The organism is Rhodococcus sp. T2V (assembly GCF_029269925.1).
Taxonomy (GTDB): domain Bacteria; phylum Actinomycetota; class Actinomycetes; order Mycobacteriales; family Mycobacteriaceae; genus Rhodococcus_F; species Rhodococcus_F koreensis.
Genome location: NZ_JARJBD010000027.1, coordinates 91,159 through 109,768, shown reverse-complemented (window position 1 = coordinate 109,768; position 18,610 = coordinate 91,159). Strand labels below are relative to the sequence as shown.

The 18,610-nt window shown below is 68.7% G+C and carries 16 protein-coding genes; 14 read left to right on the top strand and 2 right to left on the bottom strand.

All coding sequences use genetic code 11. The features are described from left to right. Window positions 1-96: 96 nt before the first annotated feature. The gene (rpmB, locus tag P3H15_RS23085) at window positions 97-288 is read right to left on the bottom strand and encodes a 50S ribosomal protein L28 (protein WP_005240429.1); all 192 of its coding nucleotides are present in this window, start codon (window positions 286-288) and stop codon (window positions 97-99) included. Between the two features lie 236 nt (window positions 289-524). Between rpmB and P3H15_RS23080 the strand changes: the two genes are divergently transcribed. The 10 genes from P3H15_RS23080 (at window position 525) to mutM (ending at window position 12,486) form a co-directional block, all read left to right on the top strand. Next, a complete protein-coding gene (locus P3H15_RS23080; RefSeq protein ID WP_276139365.1) occupies window positions 525-2,210 on the top strand; it encodes a DAK2 domain-containing protein in 1,686 nt (561 codons plus the stop codon). 8 nt (window positions 2,211-2,218) lie between these two features. Then, window positions 2,219-4,477, top strand: coding sequence for an ATP-dependent DNA helicase RecG (recG, locus tag P3H15_RS23075; protein ID WP_276139351.1), 2,259 nt, complete (start codon window positions 2,219-2,221; stop codon window positions 4,475-4,477). Between the two features lie 134 nt (window positions 4,478-4,611). Further along, on the top strand, window positions 4,612-8,016 hold the full coding sequence (locus P3H15_RS23070) for a pyruvate carboxylase (protein WP_276139350.1): 3,405 nt from the start codon (window positions 4,612-4,614) through the stop codon (window positions 8,014-8,016). Next, window positions 8,013-8,579 (top strand): 16S rRNA (guanine(966)-N(2))-methyltransferase RsmD, encoded by a 567-nt coding sequence (gene rsmD, locus P3H15_RS23065; protein ID WP_276139349.1) that lies wholly within the window; start codon window positions 8,013-8,015, stop codon window positions 8,577-8,579. The genes P3H15_RS23070 and rsmD overlap by 4 nt, the downstream gene beginning before the upstream one ends. Then, window positions 8,576-9,070: a pantetheine-phosphate adenylyltransferase gene (gene coaD, locus P3H15_RS23060; RefSeq protein WP_015890262.1), complete on the top strand. Its 495-nt coding sequence runs from the start codon at window positions 8,576-8,578 to the stop codon at window positions 9,068-9,070. The genes rsmD and coaD overlap by 4 nt, the downstream gene beginning before the upstream one ends. A 108-nt stretch (window positions 9,071-9,178) precedes the next feature. Beyond that, entirely contained in the window at window positions 9,179-9,952 is a 774-nt protein-coding gene (locus P3H15_RS23055; protein ID WP_072937776.1) for a DivIVA domain-containing protein, read from the top strand. Window positions 9,953-10,100: 148 nt separating this feature from the next. Continuing rightward, window positions 10,101-10,661: a DUF177 domain-containing protein gene (locus P3H15_RS23050; RefSeq protein WP_276139348.1), complete on the top strand. Its 561-nt coding sequence runs from the start codon at window positions 10,101-10,103 to the stop codon at window positions 10,659-10,661. 2 nt (window positions 10,662-10,663) lie between these two features. Then, on the top strand, window positions 10,664-10,846 hold the full coding sequence (gene rpmF / locus P3H15_RS23045) for a 50S ribosomal protein L32 (protein WP_005240446.1): 183 nt from the start codon (window positions 10,664-10,666) through the stop codon (window positions 10,844-10,846). Window positions 10,847-10,865: 19 nt separating this feature from the next. Further along, on the top strand, window positions 10,866-11,624 hold the full coding sequence (gene rnc, locus P3H15_RS23040) for a ribonuclease III (RefSeq protein ID WP_072937778.1): 759 nt from the start codon (window positions 10,866-10,868) through the stop codon (window positions 11,622-11,624). Beyond that, window positions 11,617-12,486, top strand: coding sequence for a bifunctional DNA-formamidopyrimidine glycosylase/DNA-(apurinic or apyrimidinic site) lyase (gene mutM / locus P3H15_RS23035; RefSeq protein WP_276139347.1), 870 nt, complete (start codon window positions 11,617-11,619; stop codon window positions 12,484-12,486). The genes rnc and mutM overlap by 8 nt, the downstream gene beginning before the upstream one ends. Here the strand turns inward: mutM and P3H15_RS23030 are convergent. Further along, a complete protein-coding gene (locus tag P3H15_RS23030) occupies window positions 12,437-13,141 on the bottom strand; it encodes a pyridoxamine 5'-phosphate oxidase family protein (RefSeq protein WP_276139346.1) in 705 nt (234 codons plus the stop codon). The genes mutM and P3H15_RS23030 overlap by 50 nt on opposite strands. A 147-nt stretch (window positions 13,142-13,288) precedes the next feature. On the opposite strand from P3H15_RS23030, the gene P3H15_RS23025 reads away from it, so the two are divergent. The 4 genes from P3H15_RS23025 to smc are packed head-to-tail and all read left to right on the top strand — an operon-like array spanning window position 13,289 to window position 18,561. Then, a complete protein-coding gene (locus P3H15_RS23025; protein ID WP_072937781.1) occupies window positions 13,289-13,729 on the top strand; it encodes an OsmC family protein in 441 nt (146 codons plus the stop codon). Continuing rightward, window positions 13,729-14,658, top strand: a complete 930-nt coding sequence (locus tag P3H15_RS23020) for a hypothetical protein (RefSeq protein ID WP_346348796.1) — start codon at window positions 13,729-13,731, stop codon at window positions 14,656-14,658. Before P3H15_RS23025 ends, P3H15_RS23020 begins: the two co-directional genes overlap by 1 nt. Window positions 14,659-14,663: 5 nt before the next feature. Next, window positions 14,664-14,933: an acylphosphatase gene (locus P3H15_RS23015; RefSeq protein ID WP_255314957.1), complete on the top strand. Its 270-nt coding sequence runs from the start codon at window positions 14,664-14,666 to the stop codon at window positions 14,931-14,933. 22 nt (window positions 14,934-14,955) lie between these two features. Beyond that, on the top strand, window positions 14,956-18,561 hold the full coding sequence (gene smc, locus P3H15_RS23010) for a chromosome segregation protein SMC (RefSeq protein ID WP_276139344.1): 3,606 nt from the start codon (window positions 14,956-14,958) through the stop codon (window positions 18,559-18,561). The last annotated feature ends 49 nt before the right edge of the window (window positions 18,562-18,610 follow it).

Genomic DNA, 18,610 nt, shown 5'->3' with positions numbered 1-18,610 from the left:
CGACGATGCCGAATCGGGCCGCAGTCGCGACAGAAAAGAACTGCGCCCCCGACGCCGAAGTGTCGGGGGCGCAGTGACATCGCACGCAGCGTCGGGTCAGCCCCGAGCAACCTTTCCAGCCTTCAGGCAGGACGTGCAGACGTTGACCTTCCGGGTGTTTCCGGGGGCAACCTCGGCACGAACAGTCTGGATGTTCGGGTTCCAGCGACGGTTGGTACGCCGGTGCGAGTGCGAGACCGACTTACCGAAGCCGGGCCCCTTGGCGCATACGTCGCAGACGGCAGCCATAGTCGCGAACTCCTTCAAGATAGTGAACTGTGAAATTTGCTGGCCTCGCGGAAACAGGGCACAGCAAGTGCGCCCGTAACGAGGCAACCGTGCAAGAGTAGCCGCTCGAGTGGGGAATGGCCAAACCCGGTCCCGAACGGCTCGGACCGCAGGCTCGATCACCGTCCCCCGACTAGTCTGGCGGCACCTTCACCATTCCCCGGCCGGAGAGGACGACTGTGGCCCCTGAGCTCCCGATGGACGGTCGAGTCCTCGAGTTGTGGGCGCGGACCGCCGTCGCGGGACTGGAACGGCGGTGCGAGGAGATCAACAGCCTCAACGTCTTTCCGATTCCGGACTCGGACACCGGCACCAACCTGCTGTTCACGATGCGCGCGGCGCTGGGCGCGATCGACGAGTACGCGGGCGCCGACGGCGGCACCAAGGACGTCCGGCAGGTGGCGATCGCCCTGGCGCGCGGTGCGGTCGCCGGCGCGCGCGGAAACTCCGGGGTGATCCTGTCCCAGGTGCTGCGGGGGGTCGCGGAGGCTGCCGTCGCGTCCGCCGTCGACACCCGGACGGTCCGGACCGGACTGCTGATGGCCACCAACCTGGTGACGGACGCGGTGAGCTACCTGGTGGAAGGCACCATCGTCACCGTGCTGCGCTGTGCCGCAGACGCGGCAGCGGAGTTCCCGGACGAGGCTCCGATCGCGGACACCGCCCGCGCGGCCGCCGACGCGGCGGCGGCCGCGCTCACCAGGACGCCGTCGCAGCTCGAGGTGCTGGGCACCGCAGGTGTCGTCGATGCGGGCGGACTCGGACTCGTGGTCATCCTCGACGCGCTCGTCACCGCCGTCACGGGTGCGCCGCCGGACCGCCCGCCGATCGCACTCCACGTCCCGCGACGCACCCCGTCCGCGCGCCGCGCCGAACCCGTCGCCGTCGGCGAGGTGCAGGCAGCGCACGCGCATCCGGGACCCGGACCCGACTGCGACGAGGGCTCGGACCAGGACTTCGAGGTGATGTACCTGGTCGCGGAGTCCGACGAGGCCCGGATGGCCGGGCTGCGCGGCGCGCTGAACGACCTCGGGGACTCGATCGTGATCGTCGGCGACGGCGACGGCGGCTGGTCGGTGCACGTGCACTGCACGGACGCGGGCGCCGCCGTGGAAGCCGGACTCGCGGCGGGACGCATCCACGGAATCCGGGTCAGCAGCTTCCTCGTGGACGCCCGGGACCAGGGGCTGCTCGTTCCGCCGGTCCGGACACGGCCGGATCAGGGCGAGCGGGGAATCGTCGCCGTCGTGGCCGGAGACGGCGCTGCCGAACTGTTCGCGAGCGAGGGCGCGACGATCCTGCGCTGCGACGACGCCCCCGTCACCCGCGCCCAGCTCCTCGGCGTCATCCGGCAGATGGGACGCACGGAGGTGCTCGTCCTCCCCAACGGCGCGTTGACAGCGCAGGAACTCGTCGCGGTCAGCGCCGCGGCGCGCGACGCCCGGCACGAGGTCCTGTTGCTCGCGACGTCCGCGATGGTGCAGGGACTCGCCTCCCTGGCGGTGCACGATCCCGAGCGCGAGGCGGTGGACGACGCGTTCGCGATGTCCGAGGCCGCCGCCGCCACCCGCTGGGGGTCGCTGCGGATCGCCCGCGAACGTGCCCTGACCTACGTGGGCACGTGCGAGCCGGGAGACGGCATCGGACTGATGGGTCACGAGGTGATCGTCATCGAACCGGACGCGGTCGCGGCCGGACGCCGGCTCGTCGACCTCGTCCTCGGCGCTGGTGGAGAACTGGTGACACTCCTGATGGGCTCGGAAGCTCCGGAGGGGCTCGACACCGAACTGGCCGATCACATCTCGCAGCGGCACCCCGGCGTCGAGGTGATGATCTACCACGGAGGACAACCTGGAGATCTGTTGCAACTCGGGGTGGAATGAGGAATTCGATGGCCACATTGTCCGACCGGCTCGATCATCTGCTGGGGAAGAAGACCGCCGACGCGCTCGAGGAGGCGTTCGACATCCGCACGGTCGAGGACCTGCTGCGGCACTACCCGCACCGGTACGCCTCGCAGGGCCGGGAGCTCGCCGAGAAGGATCCGCCGGAAGGCGAGCACATCACGATCATCGCCCGGGTCACGTCCGCGGCCGTCGTGAAGATGAAGAACCGGCCGGGCAGCATGCTCAAGGTGGTCCTGTCGACCGACACCCAGAACGTGGACGTCACCTTCTTCAGTCCGCAGAAGGTCAAGCACGTGATCAAGCCCGGCGTGCGCGCGATGTTCTCGGGAACGGTGAAGTACTTCCGCAGCAAGTGGAGCCTTACCCACCCGAGCTACCTCGTCCTTCCCGAACCTCGCGCGGGCAGCGAGGACCCCGTCGTGAACGTCGGCCGGATACGCGGCGCCGGCGACCTCGCGGGCATCGCCCGGGCGTCGCAGGAAGCCGGAGCCGGGGTCGACATGTCGGTGTTCGACCGCGCGCTGATCCCGCTCTACCCCGCCACCCGGGACGTCGAGAGCTGGACGATCATGAAATGCGTCCGCCAGATCCTGGACCAGCTCGACCACGTCGACGACCCGCTGCCGGAGAACGTCCGGGCCGAACGGGACCTGATCGGACTCGACGAAGCCCTGCGGTCGGTCCACCTGCCCGACACTCGCGAGGACGTCGAGAACGCCCACGACCGGCTGCGGTTCGACGAGGCGACCGCGCTGCAACTGGTGCTCGCCCGTCGCCGCCACGACAACGCCGAGCGGGTCGCCCCGGCGTGCCCGCCCGTGCCCGGCGGGATCGCGGACGTGTTCGAGAGCATGCTCCCGTTCCAGCTCACCGACGGTCAGCATTCGGTCGCCGACGAGATCTCCGCCGATCTGGCGCAACCGCACCCGATGAGCAGGCTGCTGCAGGGCGAGGTCGGTTCGGGCAAGACGATCGTGGCGCTGCGCGCGATGCTCCAGGTGGTCGACGCCGGCTACCAGTGCGCGCTGCTCGCGCCCACCGAGGTGCTCGCCACGCAGCACGCCCGGTCGCTGCGGGCGATGCTCGGCTCCCTCGCGACCGCCGGGGAACTCGGGGCGCACGAGAAGGCGACACGGGTGGCGCTGCTGACGGGGTCGATGGGTGTCGCCGCCAAACGGACGGCCATGAACGAGGCGATCACCGGCGACGCCGGAATCGTCATCGGTACGCACGCCCTGATCCAGGACAACGTCGAATTCTTCAACCTCGGGATGGTGGTCGTCGACGAGCAGCACCGGTTCGGTGTCGAGCAGCGCGACCGGCTGCGGTCGCGGGCGCGGGAGGGCCTGAGCCCGCACCTGCTGGTGATGACGGCGACGCCGATTCCCCGCACCATCGCGATGACCGTGCTCGGCGATCTGGAGGTGTCGACGCTGCGCCAGCTGCCGAAGGGGCGTTCCCCGATCAAGAGCAGTGTGGTACCTGCGTCCCAGAAGCCGCAGTGGGTCGCGCGGGCGTGGGAACGGATCCGCGAGGACGTGGCCGACGGGCGGCAGGCGTACGTCGTGTGCTCACGCATCGGCGACGGCGAGAAGGGCGACGGCGAGGACGCATTCGACGAGAAGGCGCCCGAGACGAAGTCCGCCGTCGACGTGTTCGAGGAACTGGGCGGCGACATCATGCCCGACCTGCGGGTGGGACTGCTGCACGGCAGGCTGCCCGCGGACGAGAAGGACGCGGTGATGCGCGACTTCACGGCCGGCGACATCGACGTCCTCGTGTGCACCACGGTGGTCGAGGTCGGAGTCGACGTCCCGAACGCGACGATCATGGTGATCGTCGACGCGGACCGTTTCGGCGTCAGCCAGCTGCACCAGCTGCGCGGACGCGTCGGCCGCGGCAAACACCAGGGGCTGTGCATTCTCGTCACGGACATGAACCCGGGCAGCCCCGCCTATGAGCGACTGTCGAACGTGGCGTCGACCAACGACGGCTTCGAACTCGCACAACTCGACCTCGCCACCCGCCGCGAGGGCGACATCCTCGGTGCGGCGCAGTCGGGCACGACGTCCACGCTGCGGCTGTTGTCACTGCTCGGCCACGAGGACGTCATCGCGGCGGCGTCCGAGTTCGCGCGGTCGGTGATCGCGGACGATCCGCGGCTCGAGAATCACCCGGGGCTGTCGGCGATGGTGACGTCGGCGCTCGACGCCGACCGCATCGAATATTTGGAGAAAACGTGAGAACTTCGCACGTCTGTTTCGGGTCTGTTGCAGAATTCGCACACGTCAGGGGGGTCTTTGTGAATTTTGTGGAGAATCTTGCAATGTGGGATGCCTGTTCTCCACGGCCGTCTTCGACGGGGTAGTTTGCTCCAATGTTCTCCAAAGTCCTGGTCGCCAACCGTGGCGAAATTGCGATCCGCGCTTTCCGTGCCGCCTACGAACTAGGTGCTGGAACGGTTGCGGTGTTCCCGTACGAGGATCGGAACTCGATCCACCGTCTGAAGGCCGACGAGAGTTATCAGATCGGCGAGGAGGGACACCCGGTTCGGGCGTACCTCTCCGTCGACGAGATCGTCTCCGCGGCCAAGCAGGCAGGCGCCGACGCCATCTACCCCGGCTACGGCTTCCTCTCCGAGAACCCGGATCTCGCTGCCGCGTGCGCCGAGGCGGGCATCACGTTCGTCGGTCCCTCCGCCGAGGTGCTCGAGCTCACCGGAAACAAGGCGCGCGCGATCGCCGCGGCAAAGGCGGCCGGTCTGCCGGTGCTGGCGTCGTCGGAGCCGTCCGCCGATGTGGACGAGTTGCTGGCCGCGGCCGAGACCATGCAGTTCCCGCTGTTCGTGAAGGCCGTCGCAGGCGGCGGTGGCCGCGGCATGCGCCGGGTCGCCGAGCGGGCACAGCTCAAGGAGTCCATCGAGGCGGCCGCCCGCGAGGCCGAGTCGGCGTTCGGTGACCCGACGGTGTTCCTCGAGCAGGCCGTCGTCGACCCGCGGCACATCGAGGTCCAGATCCTGGCCGACGGTCAGGGCAACGTCATCCACCTGTTCGAGCGGGACTGCTCGCTGCAGCGCCGGCACCAGAAGGTCATCGAACTCGCGCCGGCCCCGAACCTTCCGGAAGAGCTGCGGGCGAAGATCTGCGCCGACGCCGTCGCGTTCGCGAAGGAGATCAACTACTCCTGTGCGGGCACCGTCGAGTTCCTCCTCGACACCCGCGGCAACCACGTGTTCATCGAAATGAACCCGCGGATCCAGGTTGAGCACACCGTCACCGAAGAGGTCACCGACGTCGACCTCGTGCAGTCCCAGCTGCGGATCGCGTCGGGGGAGACCCTCGCCGATCTGGGCCTGAGTCAGGACAAGATCACGCTGCGCGGTGCGGCGTTGCAGTGCCGCATCACCACCGAGGACCCGGCCAACGGATTCCGTCCGGACACCGGCCGGATCACCGCGTACCGCACACCGGGCGGCGCCGGCATCCGTCTCGACGGCGGTGCCACCCTCGGCGCCGAGGTGGGCGCCTACTTCGACTCGATGCTCGTCAAGCTCACCTGCCGCGGCCGTAATCTCGAAACCGCGGTCGCCAGGGCCCGCCGCGCGGTCACCGAGTTCCGCATCCGCGGCGTGTCGACGAACATCCCGTTCCTGCAGGCCGTGCTCGACGACCCCGATTTCAAGGCGGGCCGGGTCACCACCTCGTTCATCGAGGAACGCCCCGAGCTGCTCACGCTGCGCAGCTCCGCCGACCGCGGCACCAAGATCCTGTCCTACCTCGCCGACGTGACGGTCAACAAGCCGCACGGCGAGCGGCCGTCGGCGGTGTACCCGCGCGACAAGCTGCCCCAGATCGACCTGTCCGCCCCGCCGCAGGACGGCAGCCGCCAGAAGCTCCTCGCCCTCGGGCCGGAGGGATTCGCCAAGGCACTGCGGGAGCAGAAGGCACTCGCGGTCACCGAGACCACGTTCCGCGACGCTCACCAGTCGCTGCTCGCGACCCGTGTGCGCACCAGCGGTCTGCTCGACGTCGCCGGGCACGTCGCCAGGATGACCCCGGAACTGCTCTCGATCGAGGCGTGGGGCGGTGCCACCTACGACGTGGCGCTGCGCTTCCTGCACGAGGACCCCTGGTACCGGCTGTCGGCGCTGCGTGAGGCCGTGCCCAACATCTGCCTGCAGATGCTGCTGCGCGGCCGGAACACCGTCGGGTACACCCCGTACCCGGAGAAGGTGACGCGGGCATTCGTCGAGGAGGCCACGAACAGCGGCATCGACATCTTCCGCATCTTCGACGCTCTCAACAACGTCGACCAGATGCGGCCGGCCATCGACGCTGTCCGCGAGACCGGCACCTCGCTCGCCGAGGTCGCCCTGTCCTACACCGGCGACCTGTCGAACCCGAACGAGAAGCTGTACACCCTCGACTACTACCTGCGCCTGGCGGAGGAGATCGTCGAGGCCGGTGCGCACATCATCGCGATCAAGGACATGGCCGGACTGCTCCGCGCCCCGGCCGCCACCACCCTGGTGACCGCGCTGCGGAAGAACTTCGACCTGCCCGTGCACGTGCACACCCACGACACCCCGGGCGGACAGCTCGCGACGTACCTGGCCGCGTGGCAGGCCGGCGCGGACGCCGTCGACGGCGCGTCGGCCGCGATGGCGGGCACCACCAGCCAGCCGGCGTTGTCGGCGATCGTGGCCGCGGCGGCGCACTCGGAGCACGACACCGGCCTGGACCTGCAGGCCGTGTGCGACCTCGAGCCGTACTGGGAGGCGCTCCGCAAGGTCTACGCCCCGTTCGAGTCCGGGCTGCCCGCCCCCACCGGGCGCGTCTACACGCACGAGATCCCGGGTGGTCAGCTGTCGAACCTGCGGACGCAGGCCGTGGCACTCGGGCTCGGCGACAAGTTCGAGGAGGTCGAGGCCAAGTACGCGGCCGCCGACCGGATGCTCGGACGCCTCGTGAAGGTCACCCCGTCGTCGAAGGTGGTCGGCGACCTCGCCCTGCACCTCGTCGGCTCCGGCGCCTCCACCGAGGAGTTCAAGGAGAACCCCGCGAAGTTCGACCTCCCCGACTCGGTGGTCGGATTCCTGCGCGGCGAACTGGGCACCCCGCCCGGTGGCTGGCCGGAACCGTTCCGCACCCGGGCACTCGAGGGCCGTGGCGATGCCAAGCCCGAGGTGCCGCTGTCGGAGGAGGACGAGAAGGCTCTCGCGGGCACGTCCGAGGAGCGCCGCGCGACGCTGAACCGGCTGCTGTTCCCCGGCCCGACGAAGGAATTCCTCGAGCACCGGGAAAAGTACGGCGACACCTCGCAGCTGTCGGCGAACCAGTTCTTCTACGGACTGCGCCGCGGCGACGAGCACCGGGTCCGCCTCGCACAGGGTGTCGAGCTGCTCATCGGGCTGGAGGCCATCTCCGAACCGGACGAGCGTGGATACCGCACCGTCATGGCCATCCTCAACGGGCAGTTGCGTCCGGTGTCGGTGCGTGACCGGTCGATCTCCAGTGAGATCCCCGCCGCGGAGAAGGCCGACAAGAACAACCCCGGCCACGTGCCGGCGCCGTTCGCCGGGGTGGTGACCCTCGCCGTCACCGAGGGCCAGCATGTCGCCGCCGGCGACACGATCGCCACCATCGAGGCCATGAAGATGGAAGCCGCCATCACCGCACCCCGCGGTGGCACCGTCTCCCGGCTGGCCATCGGTTCGGTCCAGCAGGTGGAGGGCGGCGACCTCCTCGCCGTCGTGGCGACGGGGGAGTCCGCGAGCGAGTGACTCGGATCATCGCGGGACTCGCAGGCGGTCGACGCCTGCGAGTCCCGCCGAGCGGGACCCGGCCCACCTCGGACCGGGTCCGCGAGGCATTGTTCAGCGCCCTGCACAGCAGGATGGACCTCGAGGGCGCGTCCGTCCTCGATCTCTACGCGGGATCGGGGGCGCTCGGCCTCGAGGCGCTGTCCCGGGGTGCGGATCGCGTCGTCCTCGTCGAGTCCGACTCGAAGGCGACAGGCATCATCAAACACAACGTGACGACGGTCGGCCTGCCCGGCGCGGAAGTCCGCGGCGCCCCGGTTGCCGCGGTGCTCGCGGGCACCGCCGACCGGCCGTACGACCTGGTGATGGCGGATCCGCCGTACGCCGTCGACGATGCGGCGGTGCAGACGGTCCTCGGTCACCTGCGGGTCAACGGCTGGGTCGGCGACGGCTCGATCGTGGTGCTCGAGCGGTCGTCGAGGTCACCGGAGACGGCCTGGCCCGACGGCTTCGCGCCCGTCAAGGCGAAGAAGTACGGTGAGACGAGAATCGAATTGGCGACCTGCTACGGTCTGGACTCATGACTGGCGCTGTCTGCCCCGGATCCTTCGACCCCGTGACCAATGGCCACCTTGACGTGATCGGCAGAGCTGCCGCGCAGTTCGACGAGGTCATCGTGACGGTCATGGTCAACAAGAACAAGCGTGGCCTCTTCACGGTCGAGGAACGCATCGAGATGCTCGAAGACTCGACCGCCGATCTGCCCAACGTACGGGTCTCCTCCTGGCACGGCCTGCTGGTGGATTACGCCAAGCAGCAAGGGATCACGGCGATCGTCAAGGGCCTGCGCGGTGCCAACGACTTCGACTACGAGCTGCAGATGGCGCAGATGAACCAGAAGCTCAGTGGTGTCGACACCCTCTTCATCCCGACCAACCCCACATACAGCTACCTGTCGAGTTCGCTCGTGAAGGAAGTGGCCACCTTCGGTGGCGACGTCTCCGACATGCTCCCGGAGAAGGTGCACGCCCGCCTGCTCACGAGGATCGCCGAGCGCGCCGCCGAGAGCAGCTGATACCCGACACACCGGCTGCCAGGACCCGCCCGCGGCGTCCGGTCGTGCAGACTTGCACGAGGAAGGCTGCGCCGACCTGCTGAGGGTCACGGACGATTGGGGTTGCTTGTGTACCGGGTTTTCGAGGCGCTCGACGAACTTGTCGCGATTGTCGAAGAGGCACGCGGCGTACCGATGACCGCCGGCTGCGTGGTTCCCCGCGGCGACGTCCTCGAACTGCTGGACGACGTGCGCGATGCGATTCCCGGTGAACTCGACGACGCCCAGGACGTCCTGGACCACAAGGACAAACTGGTGGGGGACGCCCGCGCCAACGCGGAGAAGACCGTCTCCAGCGCGAACGCCGAAGCGAACTCCACCATCGAGAACGCCCGCGACGACGCCGACCGCATTCTGGCGGACGCGAAGGCGCAGGCCGACCGGATGGTCGCCGAGGCCCGCGCGCACGCCGAGCAGTTGGTCGCCGACGCGCGTGCCGAGGCCGAGTCCTCCGTCGCCGAAGGTCAGCGCGAGTACGACACACTCACGGGTCGGGCGCGGTCCGAGGCCGATCGCATGATCGAGTCGGGCAAGGCGTCCTACGAGAGGTCCGTCGCGGAGGGCACGGCCGAGCAGGCGCGGCTCGTCTCGCAGACGGAGGTCGTCCAGGCCGCCCACGCCGAGTCGGCCCGGGTGATCGACTCCGCGCACGCCGAATCGGATCGTCTCCGCTCGGACTGCGACCTGTACGTCGACACGAAGCTCGCGGAGTTCGAGGACTTCCTCAACGGCACGGTCCGGTCCGTGGGGCGGGGGCGTCAGCAGTTGCGGACGGGTTCGGGTGTTCCCGACTACGCCTCCGACTACGACGTCGACGACCGCCGCGCCGAGCGTCGCCGCTGAGCGGCGGGACCCTCGATCAATTTGGCTCCACCGCGCTCATTGCGTATCGTGGAGTGGTTGCCCTTTGTCGTTTTCCTCTTCTCGAAAGTGAAGCCTGTTGTCATCCCATCGCCACAGCTCATCGCGTCCCCGTCGGGACGCGGACTTCGTGCTGGACACGGTCAAACTCGGCCGTCGTCCCGGTTCGATGCGCACCGTGGAACGGGTGGTGACGGCGCCACAGCGCATCGGTCTCGACCTGATCGCCATCGAGGAAGGATCGGAGATCGATCTGGATCTCCGGTTGGAGGCCGTATCCGAGGGGGTCCTGGTCACCGGTTCCTTGCGAGCCGACACCGTCGGGGAGTGCTCGAGATGTCTCGAGCCGTTCTCCGGCACGGTGGACCTGACGCTCACGGAACTGTTCGCGTACCCGGACAGCACCACGGAAGAGACTACGGAGGAGGGGGAGGTCTATCACGTCGTCGACGACGAGATCGACCTCGAACCCGTCGTGATCGACGCCGTCGGCCTTGCACTGCCATTGCAGCCGCTCTGCAGTGACGACTGCCAAGGATTGTGCCCAGAATGTGGCGTTCGCCTGGCGATTGCCGAATCTGGCCACGGGCATGACATACTTGATCCTCGCTGGGCTGGTCTTGCAGCCAAATTTGGCGTGGATTCGGAACCCAGCAAGAATCTTGTGAACAACGAAGCCGAGGAGAAGTAGAAGTGGCTGTCCCCAAGCGCAGAATGTCGCGATCCAACACGAGGTCGCGTCGCAGCCAGTGGAAGACCACTGTGCCTACCCTCGTCACCTGCCCCAACCGTGGCTGCGGCGAGAAGACGCTGCCCCACGTCGCGTGCCCGTCGTGTGGCACATACAAGGGCCGCCAGGTCACTGCCGCCGTCTAATTCTCCACGGAGAGGCGTTGTGACGAGCGACATCAGTAATACACCCGCCGGCGGCGAGGAGGATCATGCATCCCTCCTCGCCGCCCTCGGCGTAGAAATCGAGCCTTCACTGCTCACCCTGGCGCTGACGCACCGCTCGTATGCGTACGAGAACGGTGGTCTGCCCACCAACGAGCGTCTCGAGTTTCTCGGTGACTCCGTACTCGGAGTCACCGTCACGGAGAAGCTCTACCTCGCGCACCCCGACAAATCCGAGGGCGACCTCGCGAAGATCCGGGCGAGCATCGTGAACATGCACGCGCTCGCGGAAGTGGCGCGCAGCCTCGGTGAGGGCGGTCTCGGTGCCCATCTCCTGCTCGGGAAGGGCGAGGAGATGACCGGCGGCCGCGACAAGCCGAGCATCCTGGCCGACGGCATGGAGTCGATTCTCGGTGCCATCCACCTCGAGCACGGAATCGAGACGGCGCGACGCGTCGTACTCGATCTCTTCAGCGACCTCCTCCAGCGAGCCCCCCGCCTCGGCGCGGGCCTGGACTGGAAGACGAGCCTGCAGGAGCTGACCGCGGAGCGTGGCGTCGGAGTTCCGGCGTACGAGATCACCGCGACAGGTCCGGATCACGACAAGGAGTTCACCGCCACCGTGATCGTCGGCGGCAAGCCCCTCGGCGTCGGTATCGGCCGCTCCAAGAAAGAGGCCGAGCAGAAGGCCGCGAGCACGGCGTGGAACGCGTTGTCCGACGCGGGGCCCGACGTAGCGACCGACGACGTCAGTGCCTGAACTACCCGAAGTCGAGGTAGTCCGGCGCGGACTCGAACGCCACATCGTGGGGGCGTCGATCGATTCCGTGGACATCCTGCACCCGCGGGCGATCCGGCGTCACCTGCCCGGCGCGGCCGACCTCGCCGGACAGCTCACCGGCGAACGTATCGCGGGCGCCGACCGCCGCGGAAAGTATCTGTGGCTGGTCCTCGACCCCAGCACGGTCGCACTCGTGGTCCATCTCGGTATGAGTGGTCAAATGCTCGTGCAGCCACCGGAATTGCCGACCGAGAAGCATCTGCGTATCCGGGCCCGGCTCGATTCCGGTCTCGACCTCAGGTTCGTGGACCAGCGGACGTTCGGGGGCTGGGCGCTCGCGCCCCTCGTCGAGGTCGACGGCTCACTCGTGCCGGACTCGGTGGCGCACATCGCCCGCGACCCACTGGATCCGCGTTTCGACCTCGCGGCCACCGTGAAGGTGGTGCGCGGCAAGCACACCGAGATCAAACGTGTGCTGCTGGACCAGACCGTCGTCTCCGGCATCGGCAACATCTACGCGGACGAGGCGTTGTGGCGCGCGCAGATCCACGGAAATCGGCTCACCGACAGGCTGACCGGTCCTCGGATTCGTGCTGTGCTCACCGCCGCCCAGCAAGTCATGCGCGAGGCGCTCACCCAGGGCGGCACGTCCTTCGACGCGTTGTACGTGAACGTCAACGGCGAGTCGGGCTACTTCGACCGCTCCCTGTCCGCCTACGGTCAGGAGGATCGCCCGTGCCCTCGCTGCGGCACCGCGATCCGGCGGGAGAAGTTCATGAACCGCTCGTCGTTCAGTTGCCCGAAGTGCCAGCCGGCGCCACGGAGAAGCCCGGCGCGATGACCCGGGTGAGTTCGGCGGGCGCGGGTTCCTCGACAACCTGTCCGTCGGAGTCGTGGCGCGGCGTCGCCTTGGCGTCGAAGTAGTCGCCGCCCTTGCGTTTCACGTCGTCGGTTCCCCATTCGCGGTGCCGGGGAACCGGTGCCATCCTCGGAATGTGCTTGCGGCAGTGGATGTATGCCTCCTCCACGTCCACCACCACCCAGCGTTCCGGGATCCGCCCGCCGGAGTGGTCCACCGGCAGATCCGCGATCTCGGAGCGAAGGACCTCGTCGTCGACGATCCGGGCCGAACCGTTCACGTGCAATCCGATGAGGTCCTGCACGAAGTCCACGAGAATGATTCCGACGTGCGGGTTTTCCAGGATGTTGCCGAGGCTCGCCATGACGCCGTTGCCGCGGTACTCCGGGTACGCGAGGGTCTTCGAGTCGATGACGTGCACGAATCCCGGTGTCCCGGCACGCAGGCTGTTGTCGCACTCGCCGGACGCGTCGGCGGTGGCGATGAACGCGATTTCCTGGCGCCCGACGAACTCGATCATCGTCGGATTGAGATGGTCCAGCATCTGATCCGAGTAGAACTTGGCGGCACGATCTTCGGTGCCGTACTCGGATTGGAGTCGGCGTTCTCCCGCACTACCGATCTGGCCCATCTGCATTCCCCGCTACGTCTCGGCGTCATTGGTCGGTTCACCCTACGGCCCACCGGTTCCCACTGCTGAGAATCGGCGTTCACAAATCAGTGGAAACCGGTGCCGCCCACCCGCCTACCTGGCGTTGTGCCCATCGGTGGCAGGATTGAGCGCATGGCAGAACAGACTTCCGACACGACGGCGCCCACCTCACTGTGGGTCGAGCGAACGGGCACCCGGCTGTACACCGGCCGCAGCTCCCGCGGCGCCGAGGTCCTGATCGGCTCCGAGGGCGTGGAGGGCGTGTTCACTCCCGGTGAACTTCTGAAGATCGCACTCGCCGCGTGCAGCGGAATGAGCTCGGACTTCCCGCTGTCGCGGCGCCTGGGCGACAACTACGAGGCCACCATCCGGGTGTCCGGCGCCGCCGACCGGGAGAACGAGGTGTACCCGCAGCTCGACGAGGTGCTCGAACTCGATCTCAGCGAACTCGACGCCGACGCGCAGGAGCGTCTGGTCACGCTCGTCGAACGGTCGGTCGACAAGGTGTGCACGGTCGGGCGGACACTGAAGGCCGGGACGAAAGTGACGTTGACCGTCGAGAAGGAACAATGATGCGGCGTGAGCTCGCCGCACTCGCGGGCGGGTCGGCGCTCTGCGCCGGTCTGCTCGTGGTCGCGCCGGCCGCGGCCGGGCCCGCGTTCTCGCCCCCCGGCGGCGCCTGCACCCCGTGGTCGGTGTCGGAGGTGACGTCCGGCGCGGGCGTGCTCGAGAACCTGGCCTTCGACGGCGCGGGCACCATGCTGGTGTCGCGGACGGGCCTGGTGGGCGGCGGAGCCCTGGACGGCGTCAGCCCCGACGGCACCGTCACCCCGATCGTGCCCGAGGTCGAGTCGCCGGGCGGGATCGCCGTGGACGGCGCCGACGCGTACTTCGCCACGGGGAATTCCTTCGCCTCCGGGGTGACGGGTTCGGCGAGTGGCACCGTCGACGTCGTGAACATCGACACCGGTGACACGAGCACCGTGGCCGAGGGGCTGGTCATGCCGAACGGGCTCGTCCGGCTGAGCAACGGCGACATCCTCACCGCGCGGAATCTCGGCTCCGGCGCCGGACTGACCCGCGTCCCGGCCGAGGATCCTCACACACCGGAGGTCGTGCGCACCGATCTGGGAACGGTCGACGGACTCGCCGTGCACGATGGCAACGTGTACACGGTCACGACGTTCGACACCACGACCACGCTGCGCATCCTCCGCGAGGACGACCTGCGCGGTCCCGTCGTGTCCGTCGAGTTGCCCGGCTCCGGGCCACTCAACGCGGCCGACGACCTCACCGTCGGACCGGACGGGATCGTGTACGTCGCCTACAACGGCGGCGGCAAGGTGGTCCGCGTCGATCCGGCGACGGGGGAGAGCTGCGCGTTGGCGTCCGGACTGCCCCTCGTGTCCTCGGTGCGCTTCGGCGCCGGACCGGGCTGGGACCCGGACGCGCTCTACGCCACCAGCTTCACCGGGAAGATCTACAAGCTCGAACGGTCGTGACGGACATGGAGAGAATGACCGCATGGGTGCACGGGTACGTGCAGGGCGTCGGATTCCGGTGGTGGACCCGCGCCCGCGCACTCGAGCTCGGCCTCGTCGGATACGCCGCCAACCAGAAGGACGGCCGGGTACTCGTCATCGCCGAGGGGCCCCGGGACAAGCTGGACACCCTGCTGACGCTGTTGCGGTCGGGAGACACGCCGGGCGCGGTGGATCTCGTCGTGGAGCAATGGGATTCCCCCCGCGGCGACCTCACCGGGTTCGTCGAACGGTGAACCGAAGGTAAAGTTCTCCGTCATGCATCTGAAGAGTCTGACGCTGAAGGGATTCAAATCCTTTGCGTCCGCAACGACTCTGCGATTCGAGCCGGGAATCACCTGTGTCGTAGGACCGAACGGGTCGGGTAAGTCCAACGTCGTCGACGCCCTCACCTGGGTGATGGGTGAGCAGGGGGCGAAGGCGCTGCGCGGCGGCAAGATGGACGACGTCATCTTCGCCGGCACCGCCGGGCGGGCGCCCCTCGGGCGCGCCGAGGTGACGCTGACCATCGACAACTCCGACGGCGCCCTGCCGATCGACTACTCCGAGGTATCGATCACCCGGCGCATGTTCCGTGACGGCGCCGGCGAATACGAGATCAACGGCAGCTCGTGCCGGCTGATGGACGTGCAGGAACTGCTCAGCGACTCCGGTATCGGCCGGGAGATGCACGTGATCGTCGGGCAGGGCCGCCTCGCCGCCATCCTCGAATCGCGCCCGGAAGACCGGCGCGCGTTCATCGAAGAGGCGGCCGGGGTGCTCAAGCACCGCAAACGCAAGGAAAAAGCGGTCCGCAAACTCGACGCGATGCAGGCCAACCTGGCGCGCCTGAACGACCTCACGGCGGAACTGCGGCGCCAGCTCAAACCACTCGGGCGGCAGGCCGAGGTGGCGCGCCGCGCGCAGACCGTGCAGGCCGACCTGCGTGATGCGAAGCTGCGGCTCGCGGCCGACGACCTGGTGACGCGGCGTGAGGAGCTGGCCGACCAGGCGCAGGACGAGAAGGTCGCCCGCGAACAGCACGACCAGGTCACCGAGGCGCTCGACGAGGCCAATCTCGAGCTGGGACGGCACGAGCAGGAACTGTCGAGGCTCACACCGGGTGCCGAAGCGGCCGCGCAGACGTGGTTCCAGCTGTCGGCGCTCGCGGAGCGAGTCAACGCGACCATCCGCATCGCCCGCGAGCGGGCGCGCCACCTCGACTCCGAGCCGTCCGCGAACCGCGGTCAGGATCCGGACGAGATGGAGGCCCGCGCCGACCGGATCGCCGCGGAGGAAATGGAACTCGTCGAAGCCGTTGAAATGGCCCGCGCGGCGCTGGACGCGGCCAAGGAGCAACTGGCGCTGGGGGAGGAGACCGCTGCCGACGCGGAACGGGCCCACATGGCGGCGGTGCGGGCGATCGCCGACCGCCGGGAAGGCCTGGCCCGGCTGTCCGGGCAGGTCGACACGCTGCGCACCCGCGCCGACTCCGTCGACGCCGAAGTGTCCCGGCTGACCGTCGCGATCGACGAGGCCCGGCAACGCGGCGACGCCGCACAATCCGAGTTCGAGGTCGTCCAGGACGAGATCGGCGACCTCGACGCCGGTGAACTCGGGCTCGACTCCCACCACGAGCGTGCCGTCGAGGCGCTTCGCCTGGTCACCGAACGCGTCACCGAACTTCAGTCCGAGGAACGCGCCGCCGGGCAGGAAGTGGCGTCGCTGCGCGCCCGGATCGACGCGCTGTCGATGGGCCTCGAACGCAAGGACGGCGCCGGCTGGCTCGTCGAGAACCGGGGCGGGCACGGAATCCGGGGACCGATCGGTGGCCTCATCACCGTCGAGAAGGGGTACGAGGGTGCCGTCGCGGCAGCGATGGGCCCCGCCGCGGACGCCGTCGTCGCCGAATCCCTCGACGCCGCCCGCGGCGCGGTCGGTGCGCTGAAGGAGACGGACAGCGGTCGGGCGTCCCTGGTCATCGGCACCGATCAGGCCGTGCCGAACGGCGGGCACCTGGATTCCGGCGCCCGGTGGGCCGTCGACGTCATCGACTGCCCCGCCGAACTGCGGACCGGGCTCGCGGCTCTTCTGGGCGGAGTGGTCGTGGTCGACTCCCTCGACGACGCCGTCGAACACGTCCGGCGCAGACCCGACGTGCGCGCCGTCACCCGCGACGGTGATCTCCTCGGGGCGGGCTGGATGAGCGGCGGCTCGGACCGCCAGCCGAGCACCCTCGAGGTCCAGGCCGCCATCGACAACTCGGTGCAGGACCTCGCCCGCGCCGAACGTCGCGCCGAGGAATTGTCCGCGGCACTGTCCGGCGCCGTCGCGGAACAGGCCGACCGCAAGGAGAACGCCGAGCAGGCACTGGCCGCGCTGAACGAGTCCGACGCCGCGATGTCGGCCATCTACGAACGCCTCGGCCGCCTCGGCCAGGCCGCCCGCGCCGCGCACGCCGAATCCGATCGGCTCATGGCGCAGCGGGACAAGGCCGAGAGCGGTCGCGAGGACACGCTCACCGCGCTGGCCGAACTCGAGGAACGGCTGCGGATGGCGGAACAGGACGCCTCGCCCGCCGGCGCCGACACGGGTGCTTCCGATTCGACGAGCATCGATCGCGAGATGGCGGCCGCGGCCCTGGCGGAAGTGCGGGCCGTGGAGGTCGAAGCCCGGCTGTCCGTGCGCACGGCCGAGGAACGGGCCGAGTCCGTGCGCGGCAAGGCCGATTCGCTGCGCCGCGCCGCCCAGGTGGAACGCGACGCGCGTGCCCGCGCGGAACGCGCGATGAAGGCCCGGCAGAACGCCGCCGCCGTCGCAGCGGCGGTCGCCGAGTCAGGACAACGGGTGGCCGAGCACCTCGGAGAGGTCGTCGACTCAGCGATGGCACACCGGGACGAACTCGCCCGGGCCCGCACCGAGCGGACGACCCAACTCGAACAGGTGAAGGAGAGGGTGCGTCAGCTGACCGGACAGCTGGCGTCGCTCACCGACGCCGTGCACCGCGACGAGGTGGCCCGCGCCCAGGCCGCACTGCGCATCGAACAACTCGAGGAGGCGATCCTCGACCAGCACGGGATCGGCCTGGACGATCTCATCGCCGAATACGGTCCCGATGTCGCGCTGCCGCCGTCCGCACTCGAGATGGAGGAGTACGAGCAGGCGAAGGAGCGCGGCGAACAGGTCACGATGCCCGCACCGGTTCCGTACGACCGAACCACGCAGGAACGTCGCGCGAAACGTGCCGAGAAGGACCTGGCGACGCTCGGGAAGGTCAACCCGCTGGCGCTCGAGGAGTTCGCCGCGCTCGAGGAGCGCTACAACTTCCTCTCGACACAGCTCGAGGACGTGAAGACCGCCCGCAAGGACCTCCTCGGTGTCGTCGCCGACGTCGATGCCCGCATTCTGCAGGTGTTCACCGAGGCCTATGCGGACGTCGAACGCGAATTCGTCCAGGTCTTCGCGAAACTGTTCCCCGGCGGCGAGGGCAGGCTGGTGCTCACCGACCCGTCCGACATGCTGACGACCGGCATCGAGGTGGAGGCCCGGCCGCCCGGCAAGAAGGTCAAGCGGCTGTCGTTGCTCTCCGGCGGTGAGAAATCGCTCACGGCCGTGGCGATGCTCGTGGCGATCTTCCGCGCCAGGCCGTCTCCCTTCTATGTGATGGACGAGGTGGAAGCCGCGCTGGACGACACCAACCTGCGTCGCCTCATCGGATTGTTCGAGCAGCTGCGGGAGAAGTCCCAGCTGATCGTCATCACCCACCAGAAGCCGACGATGGAGGTGGCCGACGCGCTGTACGGCGTCAGCATGCGCGGCGACGGCATCACCACCGTCATCTCCCAACGGCTCCGTGGCCAGGACATGGTGGCCGCAGACGCCTGATGCCGGCACCGACGGGGACCGTGCGCCCGGCGAGGCAGTGCGCGACGGA